This window comes from Fictibacillus sp. UD (assembly GCF_043558025.1).
Classification (GTDB): domain Bacteria; phylum Bacillota; class Bacilli; order Bacillales; family Fictibacillaceae; genus Fictibacillus.
Genome location: NZ_JARUHH010000003.1, coordinates 219,234 through 242,619, shown reverse-complemented (window position 1 = coordinate 242,619; position 23,386 = coordinate 219,234). Strand labels below are relative to the sequence as shown.

At 37.5% G+C, this 23,386-nt stretch carries 26 protein-coding genes and 1 tRNA gene; 18 read left to right on the top strand and 9 right to left on the bottom strand.

Annotated elements, in window-relative coordinates; all coding sequences use genetic code 11:
• The first annotated feature begins 21 nt into the window (after window positions 1-21).
• Window positions 22-321: a DUF6123 family protein gene (locus tag P8610_RS07440; RefSeq protein ID WP_394603802.1), complete on the top strand. Its 300-nt coding sequence runs from the start codon at window positions 22-24 to the stop codon at window positions 319-321.
• A 2-nt stretch (window positions 322-323) separates the two neighbouring features.
• Window positions 324-968, top strand: coding sequence for an HD domain-containing protein (locus P8610_RS07435; RefSeq protein WP_394603801.1), 645 nt, complete (start codon window positions 324-326; stop codon window positions 966-968).
• A 183-nt stretch (window positions 969-1,151) separates the two neighbouring features.
• On the opposite strand, the gene P8610_RS07430 is transcribed toward P8610_RS07435, so the two are convergent.
• On the bottom strand, window positions 1,152-1,478 hold the full coding sequence (locus P8610_RS07430) for a 2Fe-2S iron-sulfur cluster-binding protein (RefSeq protein WP_289495530.1): 327 nt from the start codon (window positions 1,476-1,478) through the stop codon (window positions 1,152-1,154).
• 175 nt (window positions 1,479-1,653) lie between these two features.
• Between P8610_RS07430 and P8610_RS07425 the strand changes: the two genes are divergently transcribed.
• The 4 genes from P8610_RS07425 to P8610_RS07410 all read left to right on the top strand — a co-directional run bounded on the left by P8610_RS07425 (window position 1,654) and on the right by P8610_RS07410 (window position 6,281).
• The gene (locus P8610_RS07425; RefSeq protein ID WP_394603800.1) at window positions 1,654-3,342 is read left to right on the top strand and encodes a formate--tetrahydrofolate ligase; all 1,689 of its coding nucleotides are present in this window, start codon (window positions 1,654-1,656) and stop codon (window positions 3,340-3,342) included.
• Between the two features lie 54 nt (window positions 3,343-3,396).
• The gene (locus P8610_RS07420; RefSeq protein WP_082861366.1) at window positions 3,397-3,546 is read left to right on the top strand and encodes a YycC family protein; all 150 of its coding nucleotides are present in this window, start codon (window positions 3,397-3,399) and stop codon (window positions 3,544-3,546) included.
• A gap of 78 nt (window positions 3,547-3,624) precedes the next feature.
• Window positions 3,625-4,485, top strand: coding sequence for a CvfB family protein (locus P8610_RS07415; protein ID WP_394603799.1), 861 nt, complete (start codon window positions 3,625-3,627; stop codon window positions 4,483-4,485).
• 380 nt (window positions 4,486-4,865) lie between these two features.
• The gene (locus P8610_RS07410; protein WP_394603798.1) at window positions 4,866-6,281 is read left to right on the top strand and encodes an amino acid permease; all 1,416 of its coding nucleotides are present in this window, start codon (window positions 4,866-4,868) and stop codon (window positions 6,279-6,281) included.
• Window positions 6,282-6,302: 21 nt separating this feature from the next.
• Here the strand turns inward: P8610_RS07410 and P8610_RS07405 are convergent, their stop codons facing one another.
• Window positions 6,303-7,844, bottom strand: coding sequence for a solute symporter family protein (locus P8610_RS07405; RefSeq protein WP_394603797.1), 1,542 nt, complete (start codon window positions 7,842-7,844; stop codon window positions 6,303-6,305).
• Window positions 7,841-8,176 (bottom strand): DUF485 domain-containing protein, encoded by a 336-nt coding sequence (locus P8610_RS07400; protein ID WP_289495525.1) that lies wholly within the window; start codon window positions 8,174-8,176, stop codon window positions 7,841-7,843. Before P8610_RS07400 ends, P8610_RS07405 begins: the two co-directional genes overlap by 4 nt.
• Before the next feature lie 213 nt (window positions 8,177-8,389).
• Here P8610_RS07400 and P8610_RS07395 point away from each other — a divergent pair, with 213 nt between their 5' ends.
• Window positions 8,390-9,070, top strand: a complete 681-nt coding sequence (locus P8610_RS07395; protein ID WP_289495524.1) for an MgtC/SapB family protein — start codon at window positions 8,390-8,392, stop codon at window positions 9,068-9,070.
• Between the two features lie 12 nt (window positions 9,071-9,082).
• Entirely contained in the window at window positions 9,083-9,655 is a 573-nt protein-coding gene (locus P8610_RS07390; protein WP_394603796.1) for a cysteine hydrolase family protein, read from the top strand.
• 33 nt (window positions 9,656-9,688) lie between these two features.
• Here P8610_RS07390 and P8610_RS07385 read toward each other — a convergent pair whose 3' ends face one another.
• Entirely contained in the window at window positions 9,689-10,753 is a 1,065-nt protein-coding gene (locus P8610_RS07385; protein WP_394603795.1) for an SDR family oxidoreductase, read from the bottom strand.
• 70 nt (window positions 10,754-10,823) lie between these two features.
• On the opposite strand from P8610_RS07385, the gene P8610_RS07380 reads away from it, so the two are divergent.
• Both P8610_RS07380 and P8610_RS07375 read left to right on the top strand, forming a co-directional pair.
• On the top strand, window positions 10,824-11,486 hold the full coding sequence (locus P8610_RS07380; RefSeq protein ID WP_289495521.1) for an NAD(P)H-binding protein: 663 nt from the start codon (window positions 10,824-10,826) through the stop codon (window positions 11,484-11,486).
• A gap of 63 nt (window positions 11,487-11,549) precedes the next feature.
• Window positions 11,550-11,981, top strand: coding sequence for a BrxA/BrxB family bacilliredoxin (locus P8610_RS07375; RefSeq protein ID WP_394603915.1), 432 nt, complete (start codon window positions 11,550-11,552; stop codon window positions 11,979-11,981).
• A gap of 90 nt (window positions 11,982-12,071) precedes the next feature.
• Here P8610_RS07375 and P8610_RS07370 read toward each other — a convergent pair whose 3' ends face one another.
• From P8610_RS07370 to P8610_RS07360, 3 genes are all read right to left on the bottom strand, one after another.
• On the bottom strand, window positions 12,072-12,230 hold the full coding sequence (locus tag P8610_RS07370; RefSeq protein WP_289497624.1) for a YjcZ family sporulation protein: 159 nt from the start codon (window positions 12,228-12,230) through the stop codon (window positions 12,072-12,074).
• Window positions 12,231-12,854: 624 nt separating this feature from the next.
• Window positions 12,855-13,442, bottom strand: coding sequence for a glycerol-3-phosphate 1-O-acyltransferase PlsY (plsY, locus tag P8610_RS07365; RefSeq protein ID WP_289495520.1), 588 nt, complete (start codon window positions 13,440-13,442; stop codon window positions 12,855-12,857).
• 214 nt (window positions 13,443-13,656) lie between these two features.
• Window positions 13,657-15,843 (bottom strand): MMPL family transporter, encoded by a 2,187-nt coding sequence (locus P8610_RS07360; protein WP_394603794.1) that lies wholly within the window; start codon window positions 15,841-15,843, stop codon window positions 13,657-13,659.
• Between the two features lie 188 nt (window positions 15,844-16,031).
• On the opposite strand from P8610_RS07360, the gene P8610_RS07355 reads away from it, so the two are divergent.
• The gene (locus tag P8610_RS07355) at window positions 16,032-16,808 is read left to right on the top strand and encodes a class I SAM-dependent methyltransferase (RefSeq protein WP_394603792.1); all 777 of its coding nucleotides are present in this window, start codon (window positions 16,032-16,034) and stop codon (window positions 16,806-16,808) included.
• 68 nt (window positions 16,809-16,876) lie between these two features.
• Complete coding sequence (gene ltaE, locus P8610_RS07350; protein WP_394603791.1) at window positions 16,877-17,896, top strand: low-specificity L-threonine aldolase; 1,020 nt, start codon at window positions 16,877-16,879, stop codon at window positions 17,894-17,896.
• 192 nt (window positions 17,897-18,088) lie between these two features.
• Here the strand turns inward: ltaE and P8610_RS07345 are convergent, their stop codons facing one another.
• Both P8610_RS07345 and P8610_RS07340 read right to left on the bottom strand, forming a co-directional pair.
• Entirely contained in the window at window positions 18,089-19,546 is a 1,458-nt protein-coding gene (locus P8610_RS07345) for an amidase family protein (protein ID WP_394603790.1), read from the bottom strand.
• Between the two features lie 139 nt (window positions 19,547-19,685).
• Window positions 19,686-20,426: a DUF6081 family protein gene (locus P8610_RS07340; protein ID WP_394603789.1), complete on the bottom strand. Its 741-nt coding sequence runs from the start codon at window positions 20,424-20,426 to the stop codon at window positions 19,686-19,688.
• A gap of 189 nt (window positions 20,427-20,615) precedes the next feature.
• Here P8610_RS07340 and P8610_RS07335 point away from each other — a divergent pair, with 189 nt between their 5' ends.
• The 6 genes from P8610_RS07335 to P8610_RS07310 all read left to right on the top strand — a co-directional run bounded on the left by P8610_RS07335 (window position 20,616) and on the right by P8610_RS07310 (window position 23,341).
• A complete protein-coding gene (locus tag P8610_RS07335; RefSeq protein WP_289495514.1) occupies window positions 20,616-20,900 on the top strand; it encodes a hypothetical protein in 285 nt (94 codons plus the stop codon).
• A 99-nt stretch (window positions 20,901-20,999) separates the two neighbouring features.
• Entirely contained in the window at window positions 21,000-21,365 is a 366-nt protein-coding gene (locus P8610_RS07330; RefSeq protein ID WP_289495513.1) for a DUF2203 domain-containing protein, read from the top strand.
• A gap of 80 nt (window positions 21,366-21,445) precedes the next feature.
• Window positions 21,446-21,520 (top strand) — tRNA-Arg (locus tag P8610_RS07325).
• Window positions 21,521-21,657: 137 nt separating this feature from the next.
• A complete protein-coding gene (locus P8610_RS07320; protein WP_289497623.1) occupies window positions 21,658-22,566 on the top strand; it encodes a rhodanese-related sulfurtransferase in 909 nt (302 codons plus the stop codon).
• An 87-nt stretch (window positions 22,567-22,653) separates the two neighbouring features.
• A complete protein-coding gene (locus P8610_RS07315) occupies window positions 22,654-22,971 on the top strand; it encodes a hypothetical protein (protein ID WP_394603788.1) in 318 nt (105 codons plus the stop codon).
• Window positions 22,964-23,341, top strand: a complete 378-nt coding sequence (locus P8610_RS07310) for a kinase-associated lipoprotein B (RefSeq protein WP_394603787.1) — start codon at window positions 22,964-22,966, stop codon at window positions 23,339-23,341. Before P8610_RS07315 ends, P8610_RS07310 begins: the two co-directional genes overlap by 8 nt.
• The last annotated feature ends 45 nt before the right edge of the window (window positions 23,342-23,386 follow it).

The following is a 23,386-nucleotide window of genomic DNA, read 5'->3' as shown; positions in this document are numbered from 1 at the left end:
ATTTTGGGGATGAGGCAAAAAATGGAAGAAAATATCCTAGATGATTATGTAGCTTTGCTGGCTTCTAAAGGGTTTCGTTTAAATGATGGTGATCTTCATTTTATTGATTTTGGCAGACATTATACCGATGCAACAGAATCACAAGTGAAGATTGCATTAGAAGTTACGCTCATACAGCAATTATCTTTTGATGGAAGTTACTTTATTGCACTTCTTGAATCTTTTGTAAAAGAGAAAATCACTTCAAAGAAACGCGCCTATGCTTTACTGAATCAATTAAAATCAAGCAGAGAAAAGAAACATTCTTGTACAGTGGGGTAAGCATGAAACATACGATAATCGATCAAACAGAGAATTTTGTAAAAAACAAGCTAAAAGACGAAAGCAGCGGACATGATTGGTATCACATATACCGTGTAAGAAATCTAGCTGAAAAAATTGCTGAAAAAGAAGAAGCGAACCATTTTGTATGTGTAATGGCTGCGTTGCTTCACGACATAGCTGATGAAAAAATTGCTGGAAGTGAAGAAGAAGGGTTAGAAGAAGTAAAGCAATGGCTAGAGTCTATATCCGTTGAAGATCATTACATAAGTCATATTTTGTCCATTATTTCTACTATGTCATTTAAAGGCGGTAATCAATCTGAGATGAATTCAATCGAGGGGAAGGTGGTTCAAGACGCTGACCGGCTGGATGCACTCGGAGCTATTGGAATCGGAAGAACGTTTGCATATTCAGGAGCAAAAGGACAATTGATGTACGACCCTGAGATTCCTGTTCGAGAAAAAATGACTAAAGAACAGTACCGAAATGAAAAAAGTACGGCCGTTAACCACTTTTATGAAAAACTATTAAAGTTAAAGCATGGAATGAACACAGATTACGCAAGAAAGCTTGCAGATGATCGTCATGTATTCTTAGAGAGCTTTTTGGATCAGTTTTTCGGTGAGTGGGAAGGGAAATTATAAGCTTTTACTTTTGAGTTCTGCTCGATTTACGAAGAAACAGTCTTTTAATGACAACTATTCTATTTAATTTCACCAGTTTTCATCTTTTATTGACGAGTTTTTCAATTATATTGACGAGTTGTTGATTTATTTTGACAAGATTAAAAAAAGCCCATTTCAGGGCTTTTTTACTTTTGTCTACTATTAACACTCTTCAGCAGGACGTGGACCAGCATCCAAACCTTCAGATGTTACAGTAAGGATTGGCTTAATGGAAGCGTCTTCCGTAACACAGATTTGGCATGATAATCGAACATTGCCAGAAAGACCTTTTGTAGCGATAATATTTGCTTCATTTTCTCCTATAGGACCTAAATCTCCGGATAAAACCTCAACGCGGCATGTTGTACACTTTGCTTTTCCTCCACAACGGTGGAGAATGTCGATTCCGTTATCCTCTAATGCGTTTACAAGTTTCTTTCCGTTCTCAATCTGATATGTACCAAAGCCTTGAACATCAATTTTTGCCATTATACTGCCTCCTAATAAATCTCTTAGTATATCTTTCCATACCTATTATACGATAACCTCTTACCAAGTAAACTAAACGATTAAAAGTTGTAATAGAAAAACTCGTCGCATCACATACTTGTTTCATATACAATAGATAGTGGAGACAATTTTACATATGGAGGGTTAAATCAACATGCTAGAAAAGGTTACGTATAAAAGTGATATCGAGATTGCCCAATCAGCTAAAATGCTGCGAATTGAAGAAATTGTAGGACAACTAGGAATTGAAGAAGATGATTGGGAGCCTTACGGAAGATACAAAGGAAAACTCTCATTAGATCTTTTTCAAAAACTTCAAAGTGTTGAAGAGGGAAAAGTAGTCTTAGTTACAGCAATTAGTCCAACACCTGCAGGAGAAGGTAAATCTACGGTAACAGTTGGACTTGGACAAGCACTTAATCGTGTAGGAAAGAAAACGATTATCGCTTTGCGTGAACCATCATTAGGCCCTAGCATGGGGATTAAAGGCGGAGCAGCAGGTGGTGGTTATTCACAAGTCATGCCGATGGAAGATATCAATCTTCACTTTACTGGCGACCTGCATGCCATTACTACTGCGAACAATGCATTAGCCGCACTTATTGATAACCACATTCACCAAGGAAACGAATTGAATATCGACCCGCGGCGCATCGTATGGAAGCGTGCATTAGATATGAACGACCGCGCTTTAAGAAAAATTGTGATCGGATTAGGCGGACCCGTTCAAGGCGTTCCTCGTGAAGACGGGTTTGATATAACCGTTGCATCTGAAGTTATGGCGATCTTCTGTTTAGCGAACGATCTAGAAGACTTAAAAGCACGACTTTCAAGAATGGTTGTTGCATTTGATTATGACAATCAACCTGTTACTGCAGGGGATTTGAATGCTCATGGCGCGCTGACATTACTATTAAAAGACGCAATTCGTCCAAATATCGTTCAAACATTGGAAAACACACCAGCTCTTGTTCATGGCGGTCCTTTTGCCAATATTGCTCATGGATGCAACAGTGTAATCGCAACAAAACTTGCATCTAAGTTAGGCGATATGGTTGTGACAGAAGCTGGATTCGGTGCTGATCTTGGAGCTGAGAAGTTCTTAGATATTAAAGCGAGATATGCTGGTATCAACCCAAGCGCAGTTGTTATTGTGGCTACAGTTAGAGCGCTTAAAATGCACGGTGGCTTAGCTAAAGAATATTTGAAAAATCCAGACGTTGGAGCACTTGAAAAAGGAATGCCAAACCTTGAGAAACACTTAGAAACATTAAAGCACTTTGGTGTTCCAGTCATTGTTGCCATCAATAAATTTATTACAGACACAGATGAAGAAATTGCATTTATTAAAGAATGGTGTAAAGCAAAAGGCGTTGCTGCTGAAGAAGCTGATGTATGGGCTAAAGGCGGAGAAGGCGGAGAAGCGCTGGCAAAAAGAGTATTGGAGACGATTGAAACCGAAAAAAATTCATACAAACCATTGTATGAATTAAACGTTTCTTTACAAGAAAAAATAGAAACCATTTGTAAAAAAGTATACGGAGCTGGCGAAGTGCAATTCTCTCCAAAAGCACTAAAACAAATGAAGCAGTATAATGACTTTGGATGGAATGAACTGCCTGTCTGCATGGCAAAAACTCAATACTCATTCTCAGATGATCCGAAAAAGTTAGGACGTCCCGAAAACTTTACCATTACGATCAGAGAACTGAAACCTTCAATCGGGGCAGGATTCATAGTAGCTCTAACGGGGGACGTTATGACAATGCCAGGATTACCTAAAGTGCCGGCTGCAAACAACATGGACGTTTCAGAAGATGGAAAAGCAGTAGGACTATTTTAAGAAATAGTATAAAAGATCCTTACAAACTGCTATACTTCTGTAGGAGGGATGCATATGAAACCATTACAACTTTCAGCAGACACTGCTGTTAAATTAGCTAAAGCATTAAACGTGCCATTGGAGCAGTTGATGCACATGCCACAGCATATCTTAGTAAAAAAACTGATGGAATTGGAAGCATCCAAAGAAAATAAGGATGAATAATTAAGAAAAGAAGGCGAAAACCTACTATGTAGGTTTTTTCTTTTTTCTTATGTATCTTTTAAAAAAAGGAATGAAAATATGGAATCAAAAAAACCAGGTTTAGTATACTCTCTTAAAGTACTAAGGAATTCAGATTTGGGCTATGTTCTTGATTTAGAAGATGGCAAGGAAGTCCTTTTGCACAAAGCAGAAGCCAAAAGCAAGCATGAAGAGGGAAGTTTAGTCGAAGTATTTTTGTATCAAGATCATGAAGGAAGACTTGCTGCTACGGAAACAATTCCAAAAGTACAGCTCGATTCATTGGCTTGGCTTGAAGTAGCAGGTGTAAACCGTAAGTTAGGTGTATTTCTTCACATAGGTATCAAAAAAGATGTGCTGTTATCAAAAGATGATCTGCCTGAATCATGGGACGAGTGGCCACATCTTGGAGACCGTTTATATTCCGGTTTAAAGCTGGATAAAAAGGGACGCCTCTTTGCTGATCTGGCAACAGAAGAAGAAATGGTTGAACAAGCAGAGGCCGCAACTGAAGAAGCATTTAATCAACAAACGTCTGGATATGTCTATAAGATAAACGAAGCTGGTGTCTTGTTGTTCACGGAATCTCAGCACATCGGATTTATTCATAACGACGAATTAAAAGTTAAGCCGCGTCTCGGTCAAAAGCTAGGAGCACGTGTTGCGTTCGTTCGTGAAGATGGAAGAATCAACTTATCGATGCGAGCAAGAAAAGAGATTGCGTACAGTGAAGATTCCGAGCGCATTTATCAATATTTAAGAGAAAACAAAGGACAAATGCCTCTTACGGATAAATCTTCACCAGAAGATATTAAAGAAACTTTCCAGATGAGCAAAGCTGCATTTAAGCGTGCGCTAGGAAAGCTTATGAAAGAAGAGAAGATTATTCAAGAAGACGGGAAAACATACCTTCAAATCTAACTCTTGCAGGAACCTGATTATTCAGGTTCCTTTTTTGTTTCCTAAAACATTTGCCAGTGGATGAAGCATCAACCAACAAGGTGAATGTAATCAAATCATGAAAGAACATTGATTAGGGGAGGGTATAAGTCTTTTCATTTGTGTCACTTTATGTCGACTCGCCGATATATGAGGAAAACTCGCCGGATTATGGTCAAAACTCGCGGGAATAACGTTGAAATTTCCGGAATTATTTTAAAAATTTCTTGAATTAGCCCTCCGGATACCCCACTCAGTATAAGAGAAGACCCTCAAAATAAAGTGAAACGTGATCATTTTTGGCATTTTGAGTTACAACTGTTCTCATTGGGTAAAATAGTTTTAGTGGAAAGGTGGGTTTTGTGTTGAAAAGAAATTTAGGTTTTTGGGTTTTAACGGCGCTTGTCGTCGGTAACATGGTAGGTTCAGGTATTTTTATGCTGCCTCGCTCACTTGCAGAGGTAGCAAGTCCATCTGGTGTTCTTTCCGCCTGGATAATTACGGGGTTTGGCGTCTTAATGACAGCGCTTGTATTTGGTAATTTATCATTAAGGAAACCTGAGTTAAATGGAGGACCTCAAAACTACGCTAAAGCATTATTTAAGGAAGATTCCAATTCTTCATTGTTAGCAGGTTACCTTGTAAGCTGGGGATATTGGGTAGCAAACTGGTCTGGTAACGTTGCCATCATCACAACTTTTGCGAGTTATTTATCTACTTTTTTTCCTGTTATGACTAACGCGAATCCATTATTTAAGATTCTGGGAACAACAGTTACAACTGGAGGCGTGATTACGTTTGCCGTTTGCACAATCCTTCTTTGGAGCGTCCACTATTTAATTCTGAATGGAATTGAAGGAGCAGGAAAAGTAAATTTTGTTGCAACCGCTGCAAAAGTTTTAGGTTTTTTGCTATTTATTCTTGCATGCCTCTATGCGTTCCAAGCTAGTAACCTTATTCCTTTTTACGAACCGATCGAAGGAGAGGGCGGTGTTCAAACTGGTTTTCTTTCGCAGATCAACAATGCGGCTATTGCTACATTATGGGCTTTTGTCGGAGTAGAATCAGCTGTAGTTTTTTCAACTCGTGCCAAGAAAAAGAGTGATGTAAAAAAAGCAACAATACTTGGACTGATAATCGCACTTGCACTGTACTTAAGTATCACGCTATTGGTCATGGGAACATTGCCACAGAATGAACTGGTTGAATCTCAAAAACCATTAGTTGACGCATTAAAAACTGCCATAGGTCCATCGGGAAGTATGGTGATGGCCACATTAGGAGTCATATCACTATTTGGTGCAACGATTGGATGGGTCTTATTATCTGCTGAAGTACCTTTTCAAGCCGCTAAGCAACGAATGTTTATACCTCACTTTTTAAAAGAAAACAAAAAAGGCTCTCCTGTTTTTTCACTCTGGATTACAAACTTATGTACGCAAGCCTTCTTATTTTCTGTAATCTCTCAATCCATGGCATCAGCATTTGATTTTATGATTTTTATTGCAACATTAGCTTTCTTGGTACCTTATATGGTCGCTTCTCTTTATCAACTGAAACTTGTAATAAAAGGGGAAACATATGAAGGTTCAAGAAGGAGCCGATCAACAGATGCAGTCATCGCTTCACTTGCAGCTATCTATTCGATTTGGGTAATCTATGCCGGAACAGCTGATATTAAGACCTTTTTATTTGGTATTGCTCTGCTTGCTTCAGGAATACTATTTTATCCTCTCGTTCCAAAACAAGCTGCTACAAAAGAAAAACCGGCTGAATAATAGCCGGTTTTCTCACTTTTATTATGCACCTTTACGCAATCCTGAACCTGTATTAGCTTTTACTAATATTTCGTTAAACTTGTCGGCATCAGAAGGTTTTGTTAGCATCGTGCCTACAATTGCTCCTAAGAAACCAAGCGGAATGGATACAATTCCAGGATTCGCGAGAGGGAAAATTGCTTCGCCCGTTAATATAGCTGCTCCTTCTATAGGAGACCAAACGCTTGGCGAAATTGCTACCAAAACTAGTGAGCTTATTAATCCAACAAGCATACCTGTTACGGCACCAGCTGTATTAAAGCGTTTCCAGAAGATCGTAAGCAGGATGATTGGAAGGTTCGCACTTGCCGCAACTGCAAAGGCAAGAGAGACCAAGAATGCAACGTTCAGTTTTTGTGCAAAAAGGGCTAAAATAATCGAGATAATAGCTACGCCAACAGAGGCCCATTTGGCTGCTTTCATTTGCTCTTTCTCTGTCGCATGACCTTTTCGCACGATATGTGTGTAAAAGTCATGTGCAAAAGCAGAAGCTGCTGATAGCACAAGTCCTGCTACAACCGCTAAAATGGTAGCAAAAGCGACAGCTGAAACAAAAGCAAATAAAAACTCCCCTCCAAGCACTTCAGCAAGCAATGGAGCGGCCATGTTTCCAGCAGCATTTGCTGCTACAATTTTATCTTGACCAACAAAAGCTGCAGCTCCAAAACCTAAAAAGATCGTCATGATATAAAAAGCACCGATCAACCATGTGGCATATACAACTGATTTCCTTGCAGTAGGTGCATCTTTTACAGTGAAGAATCGGATTAAAATATGAGGAAGGCCGGCTGTACCTAAAACGAGTGCTAAGTTTAATGAGATCGTATCAAGAGGATCTTTAAACTTGTTTCCTGGATTTAAAAAGGACTCACCAAGTGGAGTAGCATTTTTTACTTGGTTAAACATTTCTGTAAAACTGAATCCGAATTTTGCGAATACCATAACAGAAATGATAAATGTACCGAGCATTAATAAAATAGCTTTAACAATTTGCACCCATGAAGTAGCAGTCATTCCGCCAAAAACAACATAGACAGTCATTAAAACACCCACGATAAGGACGGAATATATGTAATCAATACCTAATAACAGTTTGATTAAGGCACCAGCACCAACTAATTGCGCAACCATATAAAAGGTTGATATCGCCATCGTATTAAGTGCAGCAACACCACGAACCTTTTTATCATTGAACCTTGCAGCAATCATATCCGCCATCGTATATTTACCTAGGTTACGAAGTGGCTCTGCGACCAAATATAGAACAACCAGATAGGCTACTAAAAAACCAATGCTATAGAAAAAGCCATCAAAGCCAGAAAGTGCAATTGTGCCCGCAATTCCTAGAAACGAAGCTGCTGACATATAGTCACCTGCGATAGCAAGTCCGTTCTGCATGCCAGTTAGGCCACCGTCAGCTGTGTAGAAATCACTTGTAGTTTTCGTTTTTTTAGATGCAAAATAAGTAATGACTAATGTTAAAGCGACAATTCCTAGAAACAAAGAAAACGCTGTACCATTCATGAGGAGGCCTCCTTGTCCATTTCTGTTACAACTTTTTCAGCAAGCTCATCGAATCGTTTTGCTCGCTTCGTATAGATCATACATAACGACCACGTCATTATAAATTGTGCAAATGCAAAGATCCATGCCCACGAGATATCACCTATGGCCCTTTGGTTCAATACATCTGTGTAAGCTGTTAAAAGGGGAAGGCTAAAGTAAAACAGTAAAAAAAATACGGTCATCGGCATAATAAAACGTTTTTTCTCTTCCATTAACTGCTTAAATTGACTGGATTCAACGATTTCGCTATACCTTGGGTGTTCAAATTTTTGCTGTTTTTTAGGTAACAAGTCATTTCCTCCTCAATATTTAATTTTGTGAAGTAAAAATTTCAAACCCCCTTTTTTAACTGAATAGTTTATATTTTCAGATAATAACATTTTCTATTATAAACTGAAAAACTTAATCCTTCAAATGCAAACCTATCGAACTTTAGAAGGATTTAATTCCCCTGTTTGCGTATTATTAAGTAAGGGCAAAAACAGAAGAGAGGTGTGAACATCATGAGTGTTGTCTTAGTTAAACTAGGAATGTCAGCATTTTTCGGACTTATCATCGGAATTGAACGAGAACTGAAAAACAAACCAGTTGGACTTAAAACAAGTCTTGTTATCTCAATAAGCAGCTGTTTGCTCACAATCGTAAGCATTGAATCTGCTAAACAATTTTCACTTGTTTCAAGTCAGACCGTTATGGATCCGATGCGTCTAGCCGCACAGATTGTTAGTGGAATCGGTTTTCTAGGTGCTGGTGTTATTTTAAGGCGCAGCAACGATGTGATTTCAGGGCTCACAACAGCCGCCATGATATGGGGAGCATCAGGTTTAGGAATTGCAGCAGGAGCAGGGTTTTATAAAGAAGCAGCTGCTGGTGCATTTTTAATATTGATCAGCGTAGAGCTTATTCCTTTAATCATGAAATGGATTGGTCCGAAAGCATTAAGACAAATTGATATTAAGTTAAAGTTAGTTGTAAATCCTGACACAAATATGAGTGATGTCATGAAAGAGATTAACGAGCTTAAAGTCAAAATCGTGAATGTGAGAATTAAAGATCTAGAAAACGACAACAAAAAGATGGAATTGTCAGCTTCCATTTACGAAAAAAGGTATACTACAGACCTTTATGATGATGTGAAGAAGATTGAAGGAATACGCAGTGTTGAGATTGAAACACTTGGTTAAATGGAGGATGGAATGAAAGCATTAATTGTAATTGATTACACGAACGATTTTGTAGCCGATGAAGGCAAGCTGACATGCGGAAAGCCTGGTCAGATAATTGAAGAGAGAATTGTATCACTTACAAAAGAGTTTTTGAGAAATGGAGATTATGTGGTTTTTGCTGTCGATGTTCATGAAGAAAACGACCCATATCATCCAGAAAGCAAGTTGTTCCCTCCACATAATATTCGATACACTGAAGGCAGGGAGCTGTACGGAAAGCTAAATGATGTTTATACAAAAAACCGTGCAGATTTAGCAAAGCAAATTCACTGGTTAGATAAGACTCGCTATAGTGCTTTTGCGGGAACGAATCTAGAATTAAAATTGCGAGAAAGAAACATACAAGAATTGCATTTAACAGGAGTGTGTACAGATATATGTGTATTACATACTGCTGTTGACGCATACAATAAAGGCTTTTCAATTGTAGTTCATGAAGATGCTGTTCAAAGTTTTAGTCAGGCGGGACATGAATGGGCATTATCACATTTTAAAAATACATTAGCTGCCGAAGTAGTCAGCAGCAGTAATAATTTAGTGTAAAGTAAGGGATGACAGTTTAGACTGCCATCCCTTTTAATACCTTTTCAAGTTATAATCACTGGCGTTGTTTTTGTAATATTGCACAATAGCGCCAACATATTCCTTGAACGGAGGACAAGTAATTTCAGTTCCTTGCAGGTCCCTAACTAGCTGAGTCGTATCATATTGCGCATCATGAGAAAAGTAAGAGAGCGTTTCATAAGGTACGCCTAGCCATTTAGAAAGGATAGTTATGGATAATAATCGTTCTGCAAACATTCTAGATAACGTCCAACTAGGTTTTTTACCAGTTAGCTCTTGGCATAATAAAGAATATGCTTCCTGAATAGAAGGTGAATCAGGACTAAGCATGTGGTACGTTTTTGATTCACCTCTAGGGTCGTGCATTAAGAATACGGAGGCTTTAATTATAAAATCGACGGGAACGAGATGGATTTTTGATGTTGACTTGCCGATATTAGGAATTGGAAGACGAGCTAAACGGTTTAAAAACTGCATCATAAAATAAGGTCCGTCAAACTTAATGGTTTCACCTGTTATTGAATCACCTACAATAATTCCTGGCCTAATGATGGTTGTTGGTATCCTATACATAGATGCTCTAACAATACTTTCTGCTTCATGCTTTGTTTGTTCGTAAAAATTACGAAAGCTTTGAGGCTTTCTAAAATCATTTTCAAGGATTTCCCCTTGCTCGTTACCTGATACATAAGCAGTGCTGTAATAACAAAATCGTTTTAAATCCTTGCATTTCTCTACAAAGGATAAGACGTTTTTAGTTCCGATAACATTACAGGAATACGCAGGATCATACGGAATGGTTAAATCGTATAGAGCTGCTAAATGAACACAATGTGTAATATGATTTGCAAGGTGTTCGATATCTGTAGAAGACAAACCTAAATTTTCTTTAGTAATGTCACCTTCTATAAGTCGTATATTTTCATGATGATTTTCTAGTTTTTTTTCGGCTATTTGTCTTTCTTGTTTTAAAATTAATAAGTAAAAAGAAGAAGATGGATATTCTGTTTGCAGAGCCTTTAAAAGTTTTGAGGCTATAAAACCTGGATAACCAGTGATAAAATAAGAATGCTTCACCCAAATACACCTACCAGTCCGAATTATTATTAAAAATTTGCTTTCAAGAAAAAGAAAGGGTCATTAAATAATGAATAGTGAAACCGTTATTATTGCAGGATCAAGTGGTTTAGTCGGTCAGGAAGTCGTAAAACAGCTCCTTAATGATCCTATGTGTCAAGAAATTATTATGCTCGTTAGAAAAGCGACAGACATAAAACATGAAAAAATAAAAGAAATCATATTCGATTTTTCAGCACCTGAATACCGCTTAGAAAACATTAAAGCTGATGCAATGTTTATCTGTATCGGTACGACGATGAAAAAAGCAAAATCGAAAAGTGCTTTTGAAGAAGTAGATCTGCATATTCCAGTTAAGTTAGGTAGACTTGCTCAAAAATTAAACATCAAACATCTTTCAGTTATTTCAGCCCTAGGAGCTAATGCCAAATCAACATTCTTTTATAATAGAGTTAAAGGGAAGATGGAGTCACAGTTGATCTCAATGAACCTTCCTCATCTCACAATTGTTAGGCCTTCTTTATTGATAGGGGTCCGTGATGAGTTCAGGCTTGGAGAAAGATTTGCTGAAAAGCTCTATAAAGCTTTACCATCTGTATACCCTAAAAAATATGAACCAATTGAAGCAAGTTCAGTAGCCAATACATTAATAAAAGAAAGTTTCAAACCTCATTATCAAAAAGTAAACATACTTGAAAATAAGAAGATTCATGAGATAAGCCGAAACAGTTAAAAAGATAGCTTGTTTACGTTATAATAACATTGTATGTAAATTATTCGTTTTCAGGAGGAATAAATTATGAATGCCTATGAAGAATATATGAAACAAATGGCTCAACCCATGAGAGATGAATTAACGCGCGCTGGTTTTGAAGAGTTGAAAACGCCTGAAGAAGTTAATTATTTTATGCAGGAAACAGAAGGTACTGCATTAGTTATGATTAATTCTGTATGTGGATGTGCTGCAGGTCTAGCCCGTCCAGTTGCAATTGCATCACAGAACCACTCTGTAAAGCCTGATCAATTTGTGACGGTGTTTGCCGGTCAGGATAAAGAAGCTACGGCTCAAATGAGAGAATTCTTTGGTGATATTCCACCATCTTCTCCTTCAATGGCTGTATTAAAGGATGGAAAAGTCGTTCACTTTATACATCGCCATAACATTGAAAACCATGCACCAGAGGAAATTCTTGAGAATTTGCTCGGAGCATATGACGAGCATTGCTAAGGCTTTTTATTCAGTATAATTGGACTATTTAAAAAAAGAAAGAGAGAAGCATAATTTGCTTCTCTCTTTCTTTTTTATAAATATAATGACTTAATGAGAAGAGGATGAAGATTCGTCGCAGTCGTCATCTTTACCGTGGAACGCTGTCGCTCCGATAATGATTAGCAGGATGAATAGAACAACAATAATTAGAAACCCGCAGCCATGTCCATAACCATAGCCTCCACCATATCCACCATGCAACGGCATGTTTGCTACCGGCTTCATATTAATGTTCATATTGTCACCATAAGGCATATTCATTTTCTTGTTTTCCATTTCAGTCCCTCCAAATATTTAAGTCTAGGTCAACGTCACATTACACCATATGACCGAACCACCTAAACGGACACGGACAAATGCGGAGTTTTTAGTGAAATCGCCTGTACTTTTTTAGGAGAAAAGCCTATTTTTAATTTTATTAGTATTAATTTGATAATTAAGCGAAGAAAATAAGTTTAAAAACCGCTTAGCAAAACAGATCGACTGGAATTTATGAACAAGGTAGCTTTTGATTTGAAAATGGTGCAGTTTCGAGTATCGAAACTGGTCGTAACATATACCTAGCTAGGTATTCAGCTAATGCATTCCAAAAGTTTAGGCACGTAATCCAAAAATTTTGGCCGTTTATCCACGAATTTCGGCTGTCAATCCAAAAGTTTTTGCTGTTTATCCACGAGTTTACAACCCTCGACATATTTCGCGTCATTTTTCTCGTCACATTAACATGCATCGTTGAGACCAAAGCATTTGAAAAAGAAATCAACCACTTACACGAGCAACGAAATTTTCTAAAATAGCATAAAAAAGACCGTTCTTATAATAAGAACGATCTTAAATCCATTTTACTTTTGGTTCTGTTTTTTTAGCGATTCTGACAATGTTTTGTCTGTGTCTAAAGATTAGAAAAAGTGTAAAGCCAATTAAGATGTAGGTTGTAATGGAGTCGCCAGAAAGCAAGAGACTTAAAGCGATTGAACCGACACCAGCCATAATAGATGAAAGTGAAACGTATTTACTTAAGTATAGCGTTAAAAAGAAGGTAAGCAGAACGAGAACAAATAAAAGGGGTTCTGCAAATAATAAAACACCGCCAGAAGTTGCTACTGCTTTACCGCCTTTAAATTTCGCAAATACTGGGTAACAATGTCCAATTACAGCTGGTATTCCCGCAATAAGTGGATGAAGGTCAATATCCAGCAAAACAGGCAGGCTTGCAGCTAATGTACCTTTTAAAACATCTGCTGCTGAAACAATAAAACCCGCTTTCTTTCCTAAAGTCCTAAACGTGTTTGTACCGCCTAAATTCCCGCTTCCATGTTCTCTGATGTCAATGCCATAACCTAGTTTTCCTACTAACAGGGCAAAGGGGATTGAACCTAGCAAATAAGAAATAAGAAGAATTATAATGATTTCAGTCATATGAACACCCCTAAAAATAAGACTAGCTATTTCTTATTATAGGATATAACGTTTTAATTTCCCACAATTAGTTTATAGAGAACTTGGTTGCCGTATAGCCTTTTGCGTCTGTCTTAGTTGCGGTAATACTGATCGACCTAAACTTGTTGCCTATGGCGAAAATCTTCATGCAAACAAGTTATACTTTCTGAATGTGTAAAAAAACGGCACCCCATTAGGAAAGGGCGCCGCGGTTTTTATTCTTCTTATTCTTTGAAAATGGCATCCACCAATTCCAGTCTCCGAGAAGCTTCATTAAAGACGGAACGAAGATCATCCTGACGATGGTTGCATCTATAAAAATAGCGAGTGCAATAGCAATACCTATTTGCTTTACAGGCATTACATTGGTGAAAGCAAAGGATCCTGTAATCACAATCATAATTGCAGCGGCTGAAGTAATGATTTTTGAAGTAGAGGTTAATCCCAATAATGTAGCGTGGTCATTATCACCGCTCTCCTCATAGATTTCTTGTATTCTAGAGATTAAGAAAACCTCGTAATCCATACTCAGTCCGAATACGATTCCGAACGTAAATACAGGTATCATCAAACCAATTTCAACGGGGTCCATCAGCACGCCGCTTTGGAATATCCAAACAAGAATCCCAAAGGTAGCTGCAAGACTAAGCATGTTCATAAAGATTGCCTTTATCGGTATGAATACAGAACGGAATGCAATCATTAGTATGAAAAGTGTAGTAATAAGTACAATCGCTAACCCATATGGTGCTTTTTCGATAATTTCATCAAATATCTCTTGATTAAACTTTGTTACACCACCGATTGTTAATGAAAGTCCATCATGTTCATCTTCCCATTCCTTAACGAATTGTTTGGCTTCATCACCTGTAACATCTACTGATAAATAAGCTCTGATTACTGCTGTTTCTTTATTAATGAACGGCTTTAATGCAGGGGATAACTGCTGCATTCCTTGTTCTGTCTGCAACACATCGTAAAGCTCTGAACCATTAAGCTGGTTAGTATAATTAAAAATTGATTCTGTTTTGGCTACTTCTTTTTCATTTTCAAGATTCTTTACTAATTTTTCTAACGCAAGCAGAGATTCTTTATTTGTAGTGTATGAATCATTTGATTCCGCCACGATAAGCACTGGATACAATTCATCTTCACCAAAGGTTTTTTCGAATTTTTCAAAGGCAGTTCTAGATTCATATTCTGGAGGAAGGGCCTCAGCTTCCGGAATTGAAAGTTTCATATCTTTAACGGGGGTTACGGATAACCCTAAAATACATGCTGCCGTAATCGCCATTATAACGGGTCGCTTCATAACAAAAGCCGCAAATGAATGCCAAACTGATTTTCCATTTTCTTTCGGTTTAAACAATTTTAACGCATTAACACGGTCACCAAGTACTGCTAAAATTGCTGGCAAAAATGTAATGGCATTCAGTACGGAAAGAATAACAACAACCATACCACCAATTGCAACTGTTTTAAAAATATCGATATTAATCAGCAGCATACCTGATAGACCTAAGAACACACAAAGACCTGAAAAGGCAATGGATCGACCTGCTGTTTGAACAGAGATTATGGTAGCTTTTTCGATTCCTCGATGAAGTTCTTCACGAAAACGATTTACAAGAAGCAGGGCAAAATCTATTCCTAATGCTAGACCGATCATAGGAACAACATTTAGTAAGAAAATACTTACGTTTGTTTCTTGACCATAAAAATAAAGAAGGCCAAGGGAGCTTACAACAGAGATCACTCCGACTATAATCGGTAATCCTGCAGCTATTAAACCGCCGAACGCCAGTAGAAGAATAACTAGTGCTGCAGGTATCCCTATTGCTTCTGCTCTTGCTAAGTCGTGTTGACTTGCAGTGTTCATATCTTCAGCAATAACCGGCCCGCCTGTTAATGAAACAGAGATCTCCTTGTCTTCAGGCAATCGGTCTCGTATTTGTTCAATGGAAGTCTTTAAATCTCCGAAGCTCTTATCAAACTGAATGGTAGCAAACGACACACTATCTTTTATCGTTTTTTCGGGAGTAGCATAGGGACTTTGAACGCCAACTACGTCTTGAACATCATCCATTTGCTCAATAGAATTCAGTACAAAATCTTTATATTTTTGATCTTGAGGGTTATATTCTTCGGAATCAAAGACCAGCATCACAGAAGACTTAGGCTGTTCGAACTTTTCTTGAAGAATATTCTCTACTTTAGAAAAAGAGCCATCCATTTCAAAACCGCTTCCACTTAATATTGAAGGAAGTTTGACAGCAAAGAAGCCTAATAGAATGGTAGTCAGTACCCAAAATGTTATAATAAGAACACGGAAACGATATGTAAATTTACCTAAGGCTTGAAACGATAAACCTTTTTTCATGGTGGTGCCTCCTCATACATATATCTTCCCATATTTTAGGTTTGTTCCAAGATATATGCAAATAATAAGAAGCCTTTTTTGAATTTGATTTTACTTACTTGATCATTTAGTTGGAGCGAAATCAACCACTTTCAGAATCAACGAAGTTTGCAATACAACATTAATTTATAAACAGACAGGTGAATACATTGATTGTTACAACAGCCGGAAAAAATGCATTGCGGTTACAAAATAAAGCAGAAGAAGTTGCCCTATCAATAGGAGGGACTTTTGTGGAGAGAGAAGGCCTCTCCATATCATCCTTAACCGAAAAGTACAATAAAGATGTACTCATGATCGGGGTAGACAAAATTTCGTATCATCCAAAAGACGGAGGCACACCTTTCTTCTTTCATCCTAATTCTTCAATGTTCCGTGTAAAGCAATTACTTAGAGGAGAAAAAGATGCCTTTATTGAAGCTAGCCAATTAAGTGAAGGTATGACTTTATTGGACTGTACATTAGGACTAGCTTCTGACTCTATAGTAGCTAGTTTGGTTACGGGAGAGTATGGCTCTGTAACGGGGATTGAGAGCAGTACCGCTATTTCATTTGTCGTTCGCAGCGGCCTTAAAGTATGGGAATCAAAACTGCCAGAGATGAATGCAGCCATGAGAAGAATTGAAGTTGTACAGAGTAATCATTACGAGTTTCTAAAAAAACAACCTGATAATCGCTATGATGTTGTTTATTTTGACCCTATGTTCGAATCAACCATCGCTTCTCCAGGTATGCAAGGTTTAAAAAGCAGTGCTGATTACGGGGAACTTACTAAGAAAACGGTTAATGAAGCATTAAGAGTATCTTCACAGCGTGTAGTGATGAAAGATAATCGAACAAGCACGAAATTTAAAGATTTGGGTTTTTCTGTGATTAAAAGGAATGCCAGTACTTTATATGGAGTAATTAATAAGCCCCTTTACTAAAGACTCTATTCTAAAAATGCAACAGAGTTTTTGGAAACAGCCTTAATAAATTTAGAATGAGGTGTAATATGATTGATCTTAGAAGTGATACCCTTACACAACCAACAAAAAAAATGAGAGAAGCCATCTATAATGCATCAGTCGGGGATGATGTTTACGGAGAAGATCCCACGATTAATAGACTAGAAGAATTGACTGCTGAAATAACAGGAAAAGAAGATGCTTTATTTGTTACTAGCGGCACACAAGGTAATCAATTAGCCGTTCTTGCTCAAACATCGCCAGGCGATGAGATTATCGTTGAAGCAGAGTCTCATATCTTTTTTTATGAAGGGGGAGCCACTTCAGCTTTAGCTGGTGTTCAGCCAAGAGTCGTTCAAGGTATCAAAGGCGAAATGAACCCTAACACAGTGAAAAGTGCTATTCGTTCTGATGATATTCATTTTCCTGATACTTCTTTAATATGTCTTGAGAACACACACAACCGTTCTGGAGGATCTATTGTTTCTTTAGAGAACATGAGCGCTATATATGATATTGCTTCTAACGCGGGCATACCCGTTCATATCGATGGAGCACGTCTCTTTAATGCAGTGGTAGCATCAAAAAGGGATGTGAAAGATTTTACCCAATATTGTGATTCAGTACAGATTTGCTTATCGAAAGGTTTAGGGTCCCCTGTCGGTTCCTTATTAGCAGGCAAAAAAGAAGTCATTCAAAAAGCGAGAAAATGGAGAAAGCGACTTGGCGGGGGAATGAGACAAGCAGGTTTCCTTGCAGCAAGTGGTATCATCTCGATAACAGAAATGGTAGATCGCTTAGCTGAAGATCACGAAAAAGCATTAAAACTAGCTGATGCCATAGAAGAAATGGATAAGTTAACTCTTGTTAACAGGCCTGATACGAACATTGTTATTGTTAATATAGAAAAAACCTTGCAAACCAATGAAGAATTCTTAAGTAACCTGAAGAAAGAAGGCCTGCTCGCCATCTCATTCGGGGAAGGACAAATTAGATTTACAACACACTATGATGTAAGTGCTGAAGACATCGAACTTGCGATTTCTGCAATACACCGTGTTATTTAAAAACAGGAATGAATGAGTATAGTGCTGTTTTTCACATACAATCTTGCTCTTAACAGTATTTGATTTTCGTTCTAGTTTGCTAGCTTCAAACCATTTGCAAATGGAGAGAAAAAGGCCTAAAGCAATAGTCATTTAGAAAAGAACCAAATTATCGTAAAAAAACCGGGTGCTATTCCCGGTTTTTACTTTTAACTATTTAAATACAACAGGTACCCTTTTTTGTGAAGCTTGTTCAAACGCATATGCCAACTGAATAAGCTTTTTCTCTGAGAAAGCAACACCTGTGAACATGACACTTAGAGGCAATCCAGCTTCATCAAAGCCTGAAGGGACGGAAATAGAAGGGTAGCCTGCTTTTGCTGGAATACCGTACCAAACATCGTTCGGGCTAATAATAGCATCAAGTTGATTTTCGTTCATCACGAGATCAATACCTTTGTTCTGTGTCTTTTCCAGATCGTTCATTCTAGATTGAAGATATTCTGTACTAGTTAAAGTTCCATCTGTTTCGTTGCTCTCGATTAGTAACTCTTGATTATACTTAAGGCAGTTATCCTTATGTTCATTATTAAACGCAATGACATCAGATAAGGTTGAAATACCAATTGCAGGGGAGACAGACTTTAAATAATGATTAAGACCTGATTTGAATTCATGTAAAAGAACAGTATAGTTAGATCCATCTTTTTCTAATGGAGAGATCTGATCTAAATAAATAATTTCTCCGCCTTGCGTTTTTATTAATTGTAGTACTTCATCAAACACAGATCTTTGTTTTTCATTCAGATCACGAATACAAAACTCATAGGTTACTCCAAATCTTTTTCCATTTAATGACGATTGTTCTAAACCATCTGTATATGAGTATTGCATAGGAGCAATATGGGTGGCTGCATCTTGAGAATCTACGCCTGCTATTACTTCAAGCAGTATTGCTGCATCCTTAACGGTTCTTGCCATTGGGCCTGCTGTATCCTGACTGATCGAGATAGGTATGATTCCTGTTCTCGATACCAAACCGACAGTTGGTTTGATTCCAACAATATTGTTATTACCAGCAGGGCATAATATAGATCCTGATGTTTCTGTTCCAATTGCAAGAGTGGCAAAGTTACATGCAACAGCCGCAGCAGATCCAGAACTGGAACCACTTACATCAAGTACGCCTGGGCCGTAGGGATTTAGAACTTGTCCGCCTCTCGAGCTATATCCATTTGGCATATTATAGGCCATGAAGTTCGCCCATTCGGTCATATTGGCTGTACCTAAAATGACAGCACCAGCTTCTCTCAGTTTCTGAACAATAAAAGCATCTTGTGGAGCATAATGGTTTTGAAGGGCTAATGACCCTGCGCTGGTATGCATCTGATCGGCAGTATCAATATTATCTTTAATGATGACAGGGACCCCGTGCAAAGGACCGCGTATTTTTCCGTTTTGCCGCTCATGATCTAAATTCCTTGCTATGAATAATGCATCAGGGTTAACTTCAAGAACAGAGTTGATTTGTGGACCTTGTTTATCATATCTTGATATTCGATCTAAATAATATTTGACAAGATCAAAAGACGTTAAATCTCCACTTTCAAAATGAATATGTAACTGATTTAGCGTTATTTCTTCAATTTGCAACACGTTTATTTGTGACATTCTGACGCATCCTCTCTTAATTACTCATTACTTATTATATAAAACTGTCGCAAAAAAAGGAATTTTCAAAGTATTCCTAGAATAAATAAAAAAAGGCCCGCATCATGCAGACCTATAAAGGTAAAACGCGATTATTGTATTATTCTTCAATCGTAACTTTCATAGGTGACCATTCACCAATGATGCCTTGTCCATGAAGAGAAGTACTGCCTTCTGGTGCTAAATCTTTTTCGGTCATAAGTCCAAGTGCAACTGTAAATTCATTAAATTTGATTGGAACATTTTTTACAGTTCTTACGATTGATCCGTTTACAGAGAAAATTACTTCGTCAGCTTCACGGTTGTAAGTAATTTGATATTCGTTCCATTCTCTATCGTTAAAATCTTTTTCTTCTTTAAAAATACAAAAGTATCTTGTTTTGTCGGTTTCAGGCACTGAAACACCTGGGAACGGAAGTACTGCATAAACACTTGCAAATTGTTCGTTCCCAGCAAAAAAATCAAGCGCTGCGCCAGTTGTAAAGTCCAATAAATTCACAGATACAAAACCATCGTATAAATCGTTAGCATGAGTACCGATTGGGCGAGAGCGCATTTTCCATTGAAAGGAGATGGTTCCGTCTTCAGGCACTTTAATCGATTCATTCGAATAATACATGTGTTTTGCATTATCTAAAAATTGCACAGAAGGGTGTGATTTAGTGAAGGGGTTAACCCTGACATACAACTCATCATTTCTTACAATAACAACTGCCTCTGGCTCTCTGAATTCGTGGAAAGATCCATCTGGAAGTGGAAAGCCTCCGATTCTCCACGTATCTGATTCAGTTAATATGGTGTGGAAATTTCCTAATACTATTTCTTTTTGAAGTTTTTTCATTAAACACAGCTCCTAGTTAATTGCTTATAAAGTTATTTAATCAAATATAGGTTGATGAGGCAAATGCTGGCTTTTCTATTAATACCCGTCCATAAAAAAACTAGATTTCTAATATGGACAAGTATATTTCAGAAAAAACTGAATAATAATGGTATTAAGAGCTCGCAAATTAAAGGGAGGGTGTTCTCTATGAAAACGGTATCTCAAATTAATTTACGAAAAGAAAAGGAAAAGACGTTCTCAAGTGATGATAGAATCATGCTTTTTATCACGAAGTTTCACTTAAAAGCAAAAAGGGATAAATGGTTAACGTTACGTCTTTTATTAAGAAAAGGATCTGTTGATCTTGTAGAACAAATCTTGATTAGTTCAGAGTACAGAAGGGATTTTCCTGAGCTTCTTGAAGATGATACGGTAAGAGACTTCTATTTAGACTTAAAGAATCCAAAAAAAGAAATGTGTCTAACCATTTAACCTTTTGGGGAACCAAAAGGTTTTCTTCTTGTCATTTTTGTGTGCAAAGTTTTTATCATTTGATATAATACGGACATGAAGGTGAAGGAGAACGATGTGATGAAGCGTTATACATTAGAAGAAGCCAACCAATTGCTTCCTGTCCTCTCAAAAGAGTTTGACTCTCTCCATAATTTACAAAGAGAGTTTGATCTTTGGTACGAATCATTTCAACAAGTTGAACCTCAGTTAAATGCTGAAGAAAAAGCAGCTTGGGAAAAGCGAATTCAATTCATGGAACTTGAAGCAGAAATGTTTATTTCTAATATATTGTCTCACGGAGTGTGGTTTGAAGATGCATTTTCTTCCACGCTGCATTTCCCAGCTATCTTAAATGGGAAAAAAGGTGTATTCAAATGGCATCCTGAAGAACCTGTCATCACGATCTATGAAAGCTCTGAAGATTCTCGTCATTTGGTAAATTAAGGAACAGTTATTTAATTGATGTAAAAAACACTTGTATTATTTTAAGAAATTGTTTATGATATTATTCGTGACGTAAATTAGCGCCTATAGTGAAATGGATATCACACGAGATTTCGGCTCTCGTATTCTGGGTTCGAATCCTGGTGGGCGCGCCACTTCCAATTGAATATATTGATTATCGGTTAGTTCCGGTACTCACCACGGGGATGGCTATTGGGACCGGTGGTTTTTTATTTGGCGTCGCAAAAAATAAACTAACGTTGCAGGTTGGTGAATAATTGTGTCAGAAAAAATGAGAGTACTATTGTATTACAAGTATGTTCCGATCGATGATCCAGAAAGCTTTAAAGATGAACATTTAAAGTTTTGTAAGGACTTAGGTCTTCTAGGAAGAATTATTGTAGCACCTGAGGGTATAAACGGAACAGTGTCAGGTACGTATGAACAAACTCAAATCTACATGGATCACCTTAAAGCAGATCCGCGATTTGAAGATATTGTTTTTAAAATAGATGATATTGAACAACATGCATTTAAAAAAATGTTTGTTCGTCATAAACAGGAACTTGTAACTTGGCGTTTTGAAGAAGACGTAGATCCAAACCAATTATCTGGTAAACGTTTATCTCCAAGAGAATTTTACGAAGCGTTACAGGACGAAGATGTTATTGTAATTGACGGACGTAATGATTATGAATATGAAATTGGGCACTTTCGCGGTGCGATTCGTCCAGATGTTAAAGCATCTAGAGATTTCCCTAAATGGGTACGCGAAAACATAAGCCAATTTAAAGATAAAAAAGTTTTAACGTACTGTACAGGTGGTATCCGCTGTGAAAAGTTCTCAGGCTTTCTTCTACAAGAAGGGTTTCAGGATGTATCACAGCTTGAAGGCGGAATCGTAACTTACGGTAAAGACGACGAAGTTCAAGGGAAGCTTTGGGATGGAAAACTCTACGTATTTGATGAGCGTATCTCAGTTCCGGTAAACCGCACAGATGAAGATGTAGTTATTGCTACATGTTATTATTGCGGAAAAACAGAAGATCGCTACGTGAACTGTGCAAATCCAGAATGTAACAAACAACATGTTTGTTGTACAGAGTGTGAAGTGAAGCATAAGCGTTCATGTACGAAAGAATGTTTAGAACATCCTCGTAACCGCTACGAGACAGAACGAAAAGAACAGCAAACCGTTTAATGGTAAAGCCAGTGATTATACTGGCTTTTTTTATTTTCCTGTTTTAAAGTTAACGGTAATGATGGATATCAAATGAGGTGGAAACAGATGAGTAATCGAGCAGATGAAATTTCTGAAAAAGTAATCAGTAATTATCAAAAAGACGAAGGTATGATGATTATTATTTACGCTCAATGGTGTGTAAATAATGGATTAGATCCAAAGGAAGTTTATCTTAAAGCTTATCCAGAACAAACGAATAACGAATATGTGATGCATATGTTAGAGCAGACTGTTCCATTCGAAGAGGCGGAGCACATTAGCAATGAAACATTGCTGCAAGTCCTATCCTTATTCGGTAATGAAGATCTTGCCTTTGTGGTTTCAAAAGAAATAGATGCAAAGATGGAGGCGAAAAATGACTGAAACAGAAAAGTTAGTACTCGCAAGCTATAAAACAGGGCAATATATAGGAAAAGCAGAAGATAAAAGAAATCAGATGGTACTAATCCATGTTTTAGCGGTAAAGTCACACCCATGGCAAGGTGATCTGCATCATCCTAAACAAGCTGACGTTCCTTTTTTTCAAGAAAGAAGAGCATTAAGTTATGGTGAGAAAACATGGGTGCCCGTCCATACAGTGAAGGAGTATACCGGTGACCTTCCAGCTTATAAAGACTCATTAAAAAGTGCACTGATTGGATACATAGAAAAATTAGAAGAAGACAATAGTGAATGGGCAAAGCGTTCTTTACAGTGCCTATATGAGCTTAAAAAAGATTATAAATTAGATTAAAAACGAACGGTAAGTGGAACAGTTAAGTACAAAGTAAAGGTGGCG

Excerpts from the sequence above, each read along its gene's own strand:
- P8610_RS07360 (WP_394603794.1), bottom strand. The coding sequence starts at position 15,843 with ATGAAAAAAGGTTTATCGTTTCAAGCCTTAGGTAAATTTACATATCGT.
- P8610_RS07310 (WP_394603787.1), top strand. The coding sequence starts at position 22,964 with ATGACTGAAACAGAAAAGTTAGTACTCGCAAGCTATAAAACAGGGCAA.
- P8610_RS07440 (WP_394603802.1), top strand. The coding sequence starts at position 22 with ATGGAAGAAAATATCCTAGATGATTATGTAGCTTTGCTGGCTTCTAAA.
- P8610_RS07370 (WP_289497624.1), bottom strand. The coding sequence starts at position 12,230 with ATGCCGTTGCATGGTGGATATGGTGGAGGCTATGGTTATGGACATGGC.
- ltaE (WP_394603791.1), top strand. The coding sequence starts at position 16,877 with ATGATTGATCTTAGAAGTGATACCCTTACACAACCAACAAAAAAAATG.
- P8610_RS07430 (WP_289495530.1), bottom strand. The coding sequence starts at position 1,478 with ATGGCAAAAATTGATGTTCAAGGCTTTGGTACATATCAGATTGAGAAC.
- P8610_RS07420 (WP_082861366.1), top strand. The coding sequence starts at position 3,397 with ATGAAACCATTACAACTTTCAGCAGACACTGCTGTTAAATTAGCTAAA.
- P8610_RS07330 (WP_289495513.1), top strand. The coding sequence starts at position 21,000 with ATGAAGCGTTATACATTAGAAGAAGCCAACCAATTGCTTCCTGTCCTC.
- P8610_RS07415 (WP_394603799.1), top strand. The coding sequence starts at position 3,625 with ATGGAATCAAAAAAACCAGGTTTAGTATACTCTCTTAAAGTACTAAGG.
- P8610_RS07320 (WP_289497623.1), top strand. The coding sequence starts at position 21,658 with ATGAGAGTACTATTGTATTACAAGTATGTTCCGATCGATGATCCAGAA.
- P8610_RS07380 (WP_289495521.1), top strand. The coding sequence starts at position 10,824 with ATGAATAGTGAAACCGTTATTATTGCAGGATCAAGTGGTTTAGTCGGT.
- P8610_RS07335 (WP_289495514.1), top strand. The coding sequence starts at position 20,616 with ATGAAAACGGTATCTCAAATTAATTTACGAAAAGAAAAGGAAAAGACG.
- P8610_RS07315 (WP_394603788.1), top strand. The coding sequence starts at position 22,654 with ATGAGTAATCGAGCAGATGAAATTTCTGAAAAAGTAATCAGTAATTAT.
- P8610_RS07435 (WP_394603801.1), top strand. The coding sequence starts at position 324 with ATGAAACATACGATAATCGATCAAACAGAGAATTTTGTAAAAAACAAG.
- P8610_RS07425 (WP_394603800.1), top strand. The coding sequence starts at position 1,654 with ATGCTAGAAAAGGTTACGTATAAAAGTGATATCGAGATTGCCCAATCA.
- P8610_RS07395 (WP_289495524.1), top strand. The coding sequence starts at position 8,390 with ATGAGTGTTGTCTTAGTTAAACTAGGAATGTCAGCATTTTTCGGACTT.
- P8610_RS07405 (WP_394603797.1), bottom strand. The coding sequence starts at position 7,844 with ATGAATGGTACAGCGTTTTCTTTGTTTCTAGGAATTGTCGCTTTAACA.
- P8610_RS07345 (WP_394603790.1), bottom strand. The coding sequence starts at position 19,546 with ATGTCACAAATAAACGTGTTGCAAATTGAAGAAATAACGCTAAATCAG.
- P8610_RS07340 (WP_394603789.1), bottom strand. The coding sequence starts at position 20,426 with ATGAAAAAACTTCAAAAAGAAATAGTATTAGGAAATTTCCACACCATA.
- P8610_RS07390 (WP_394603796.1), top strand. The coding sequence starts at position 9,083 with ATGAAAGCATTAATTGTAATTGATTACACGAACGATTTTGTAGCCGAT.
- plsY (WP_289495520.1), bottom strand. The coding sequence starts at position 13,442 with ATGACTGAAATCATTATAATTCTTCTTATTTCTTATTTGCTAGGTTCA.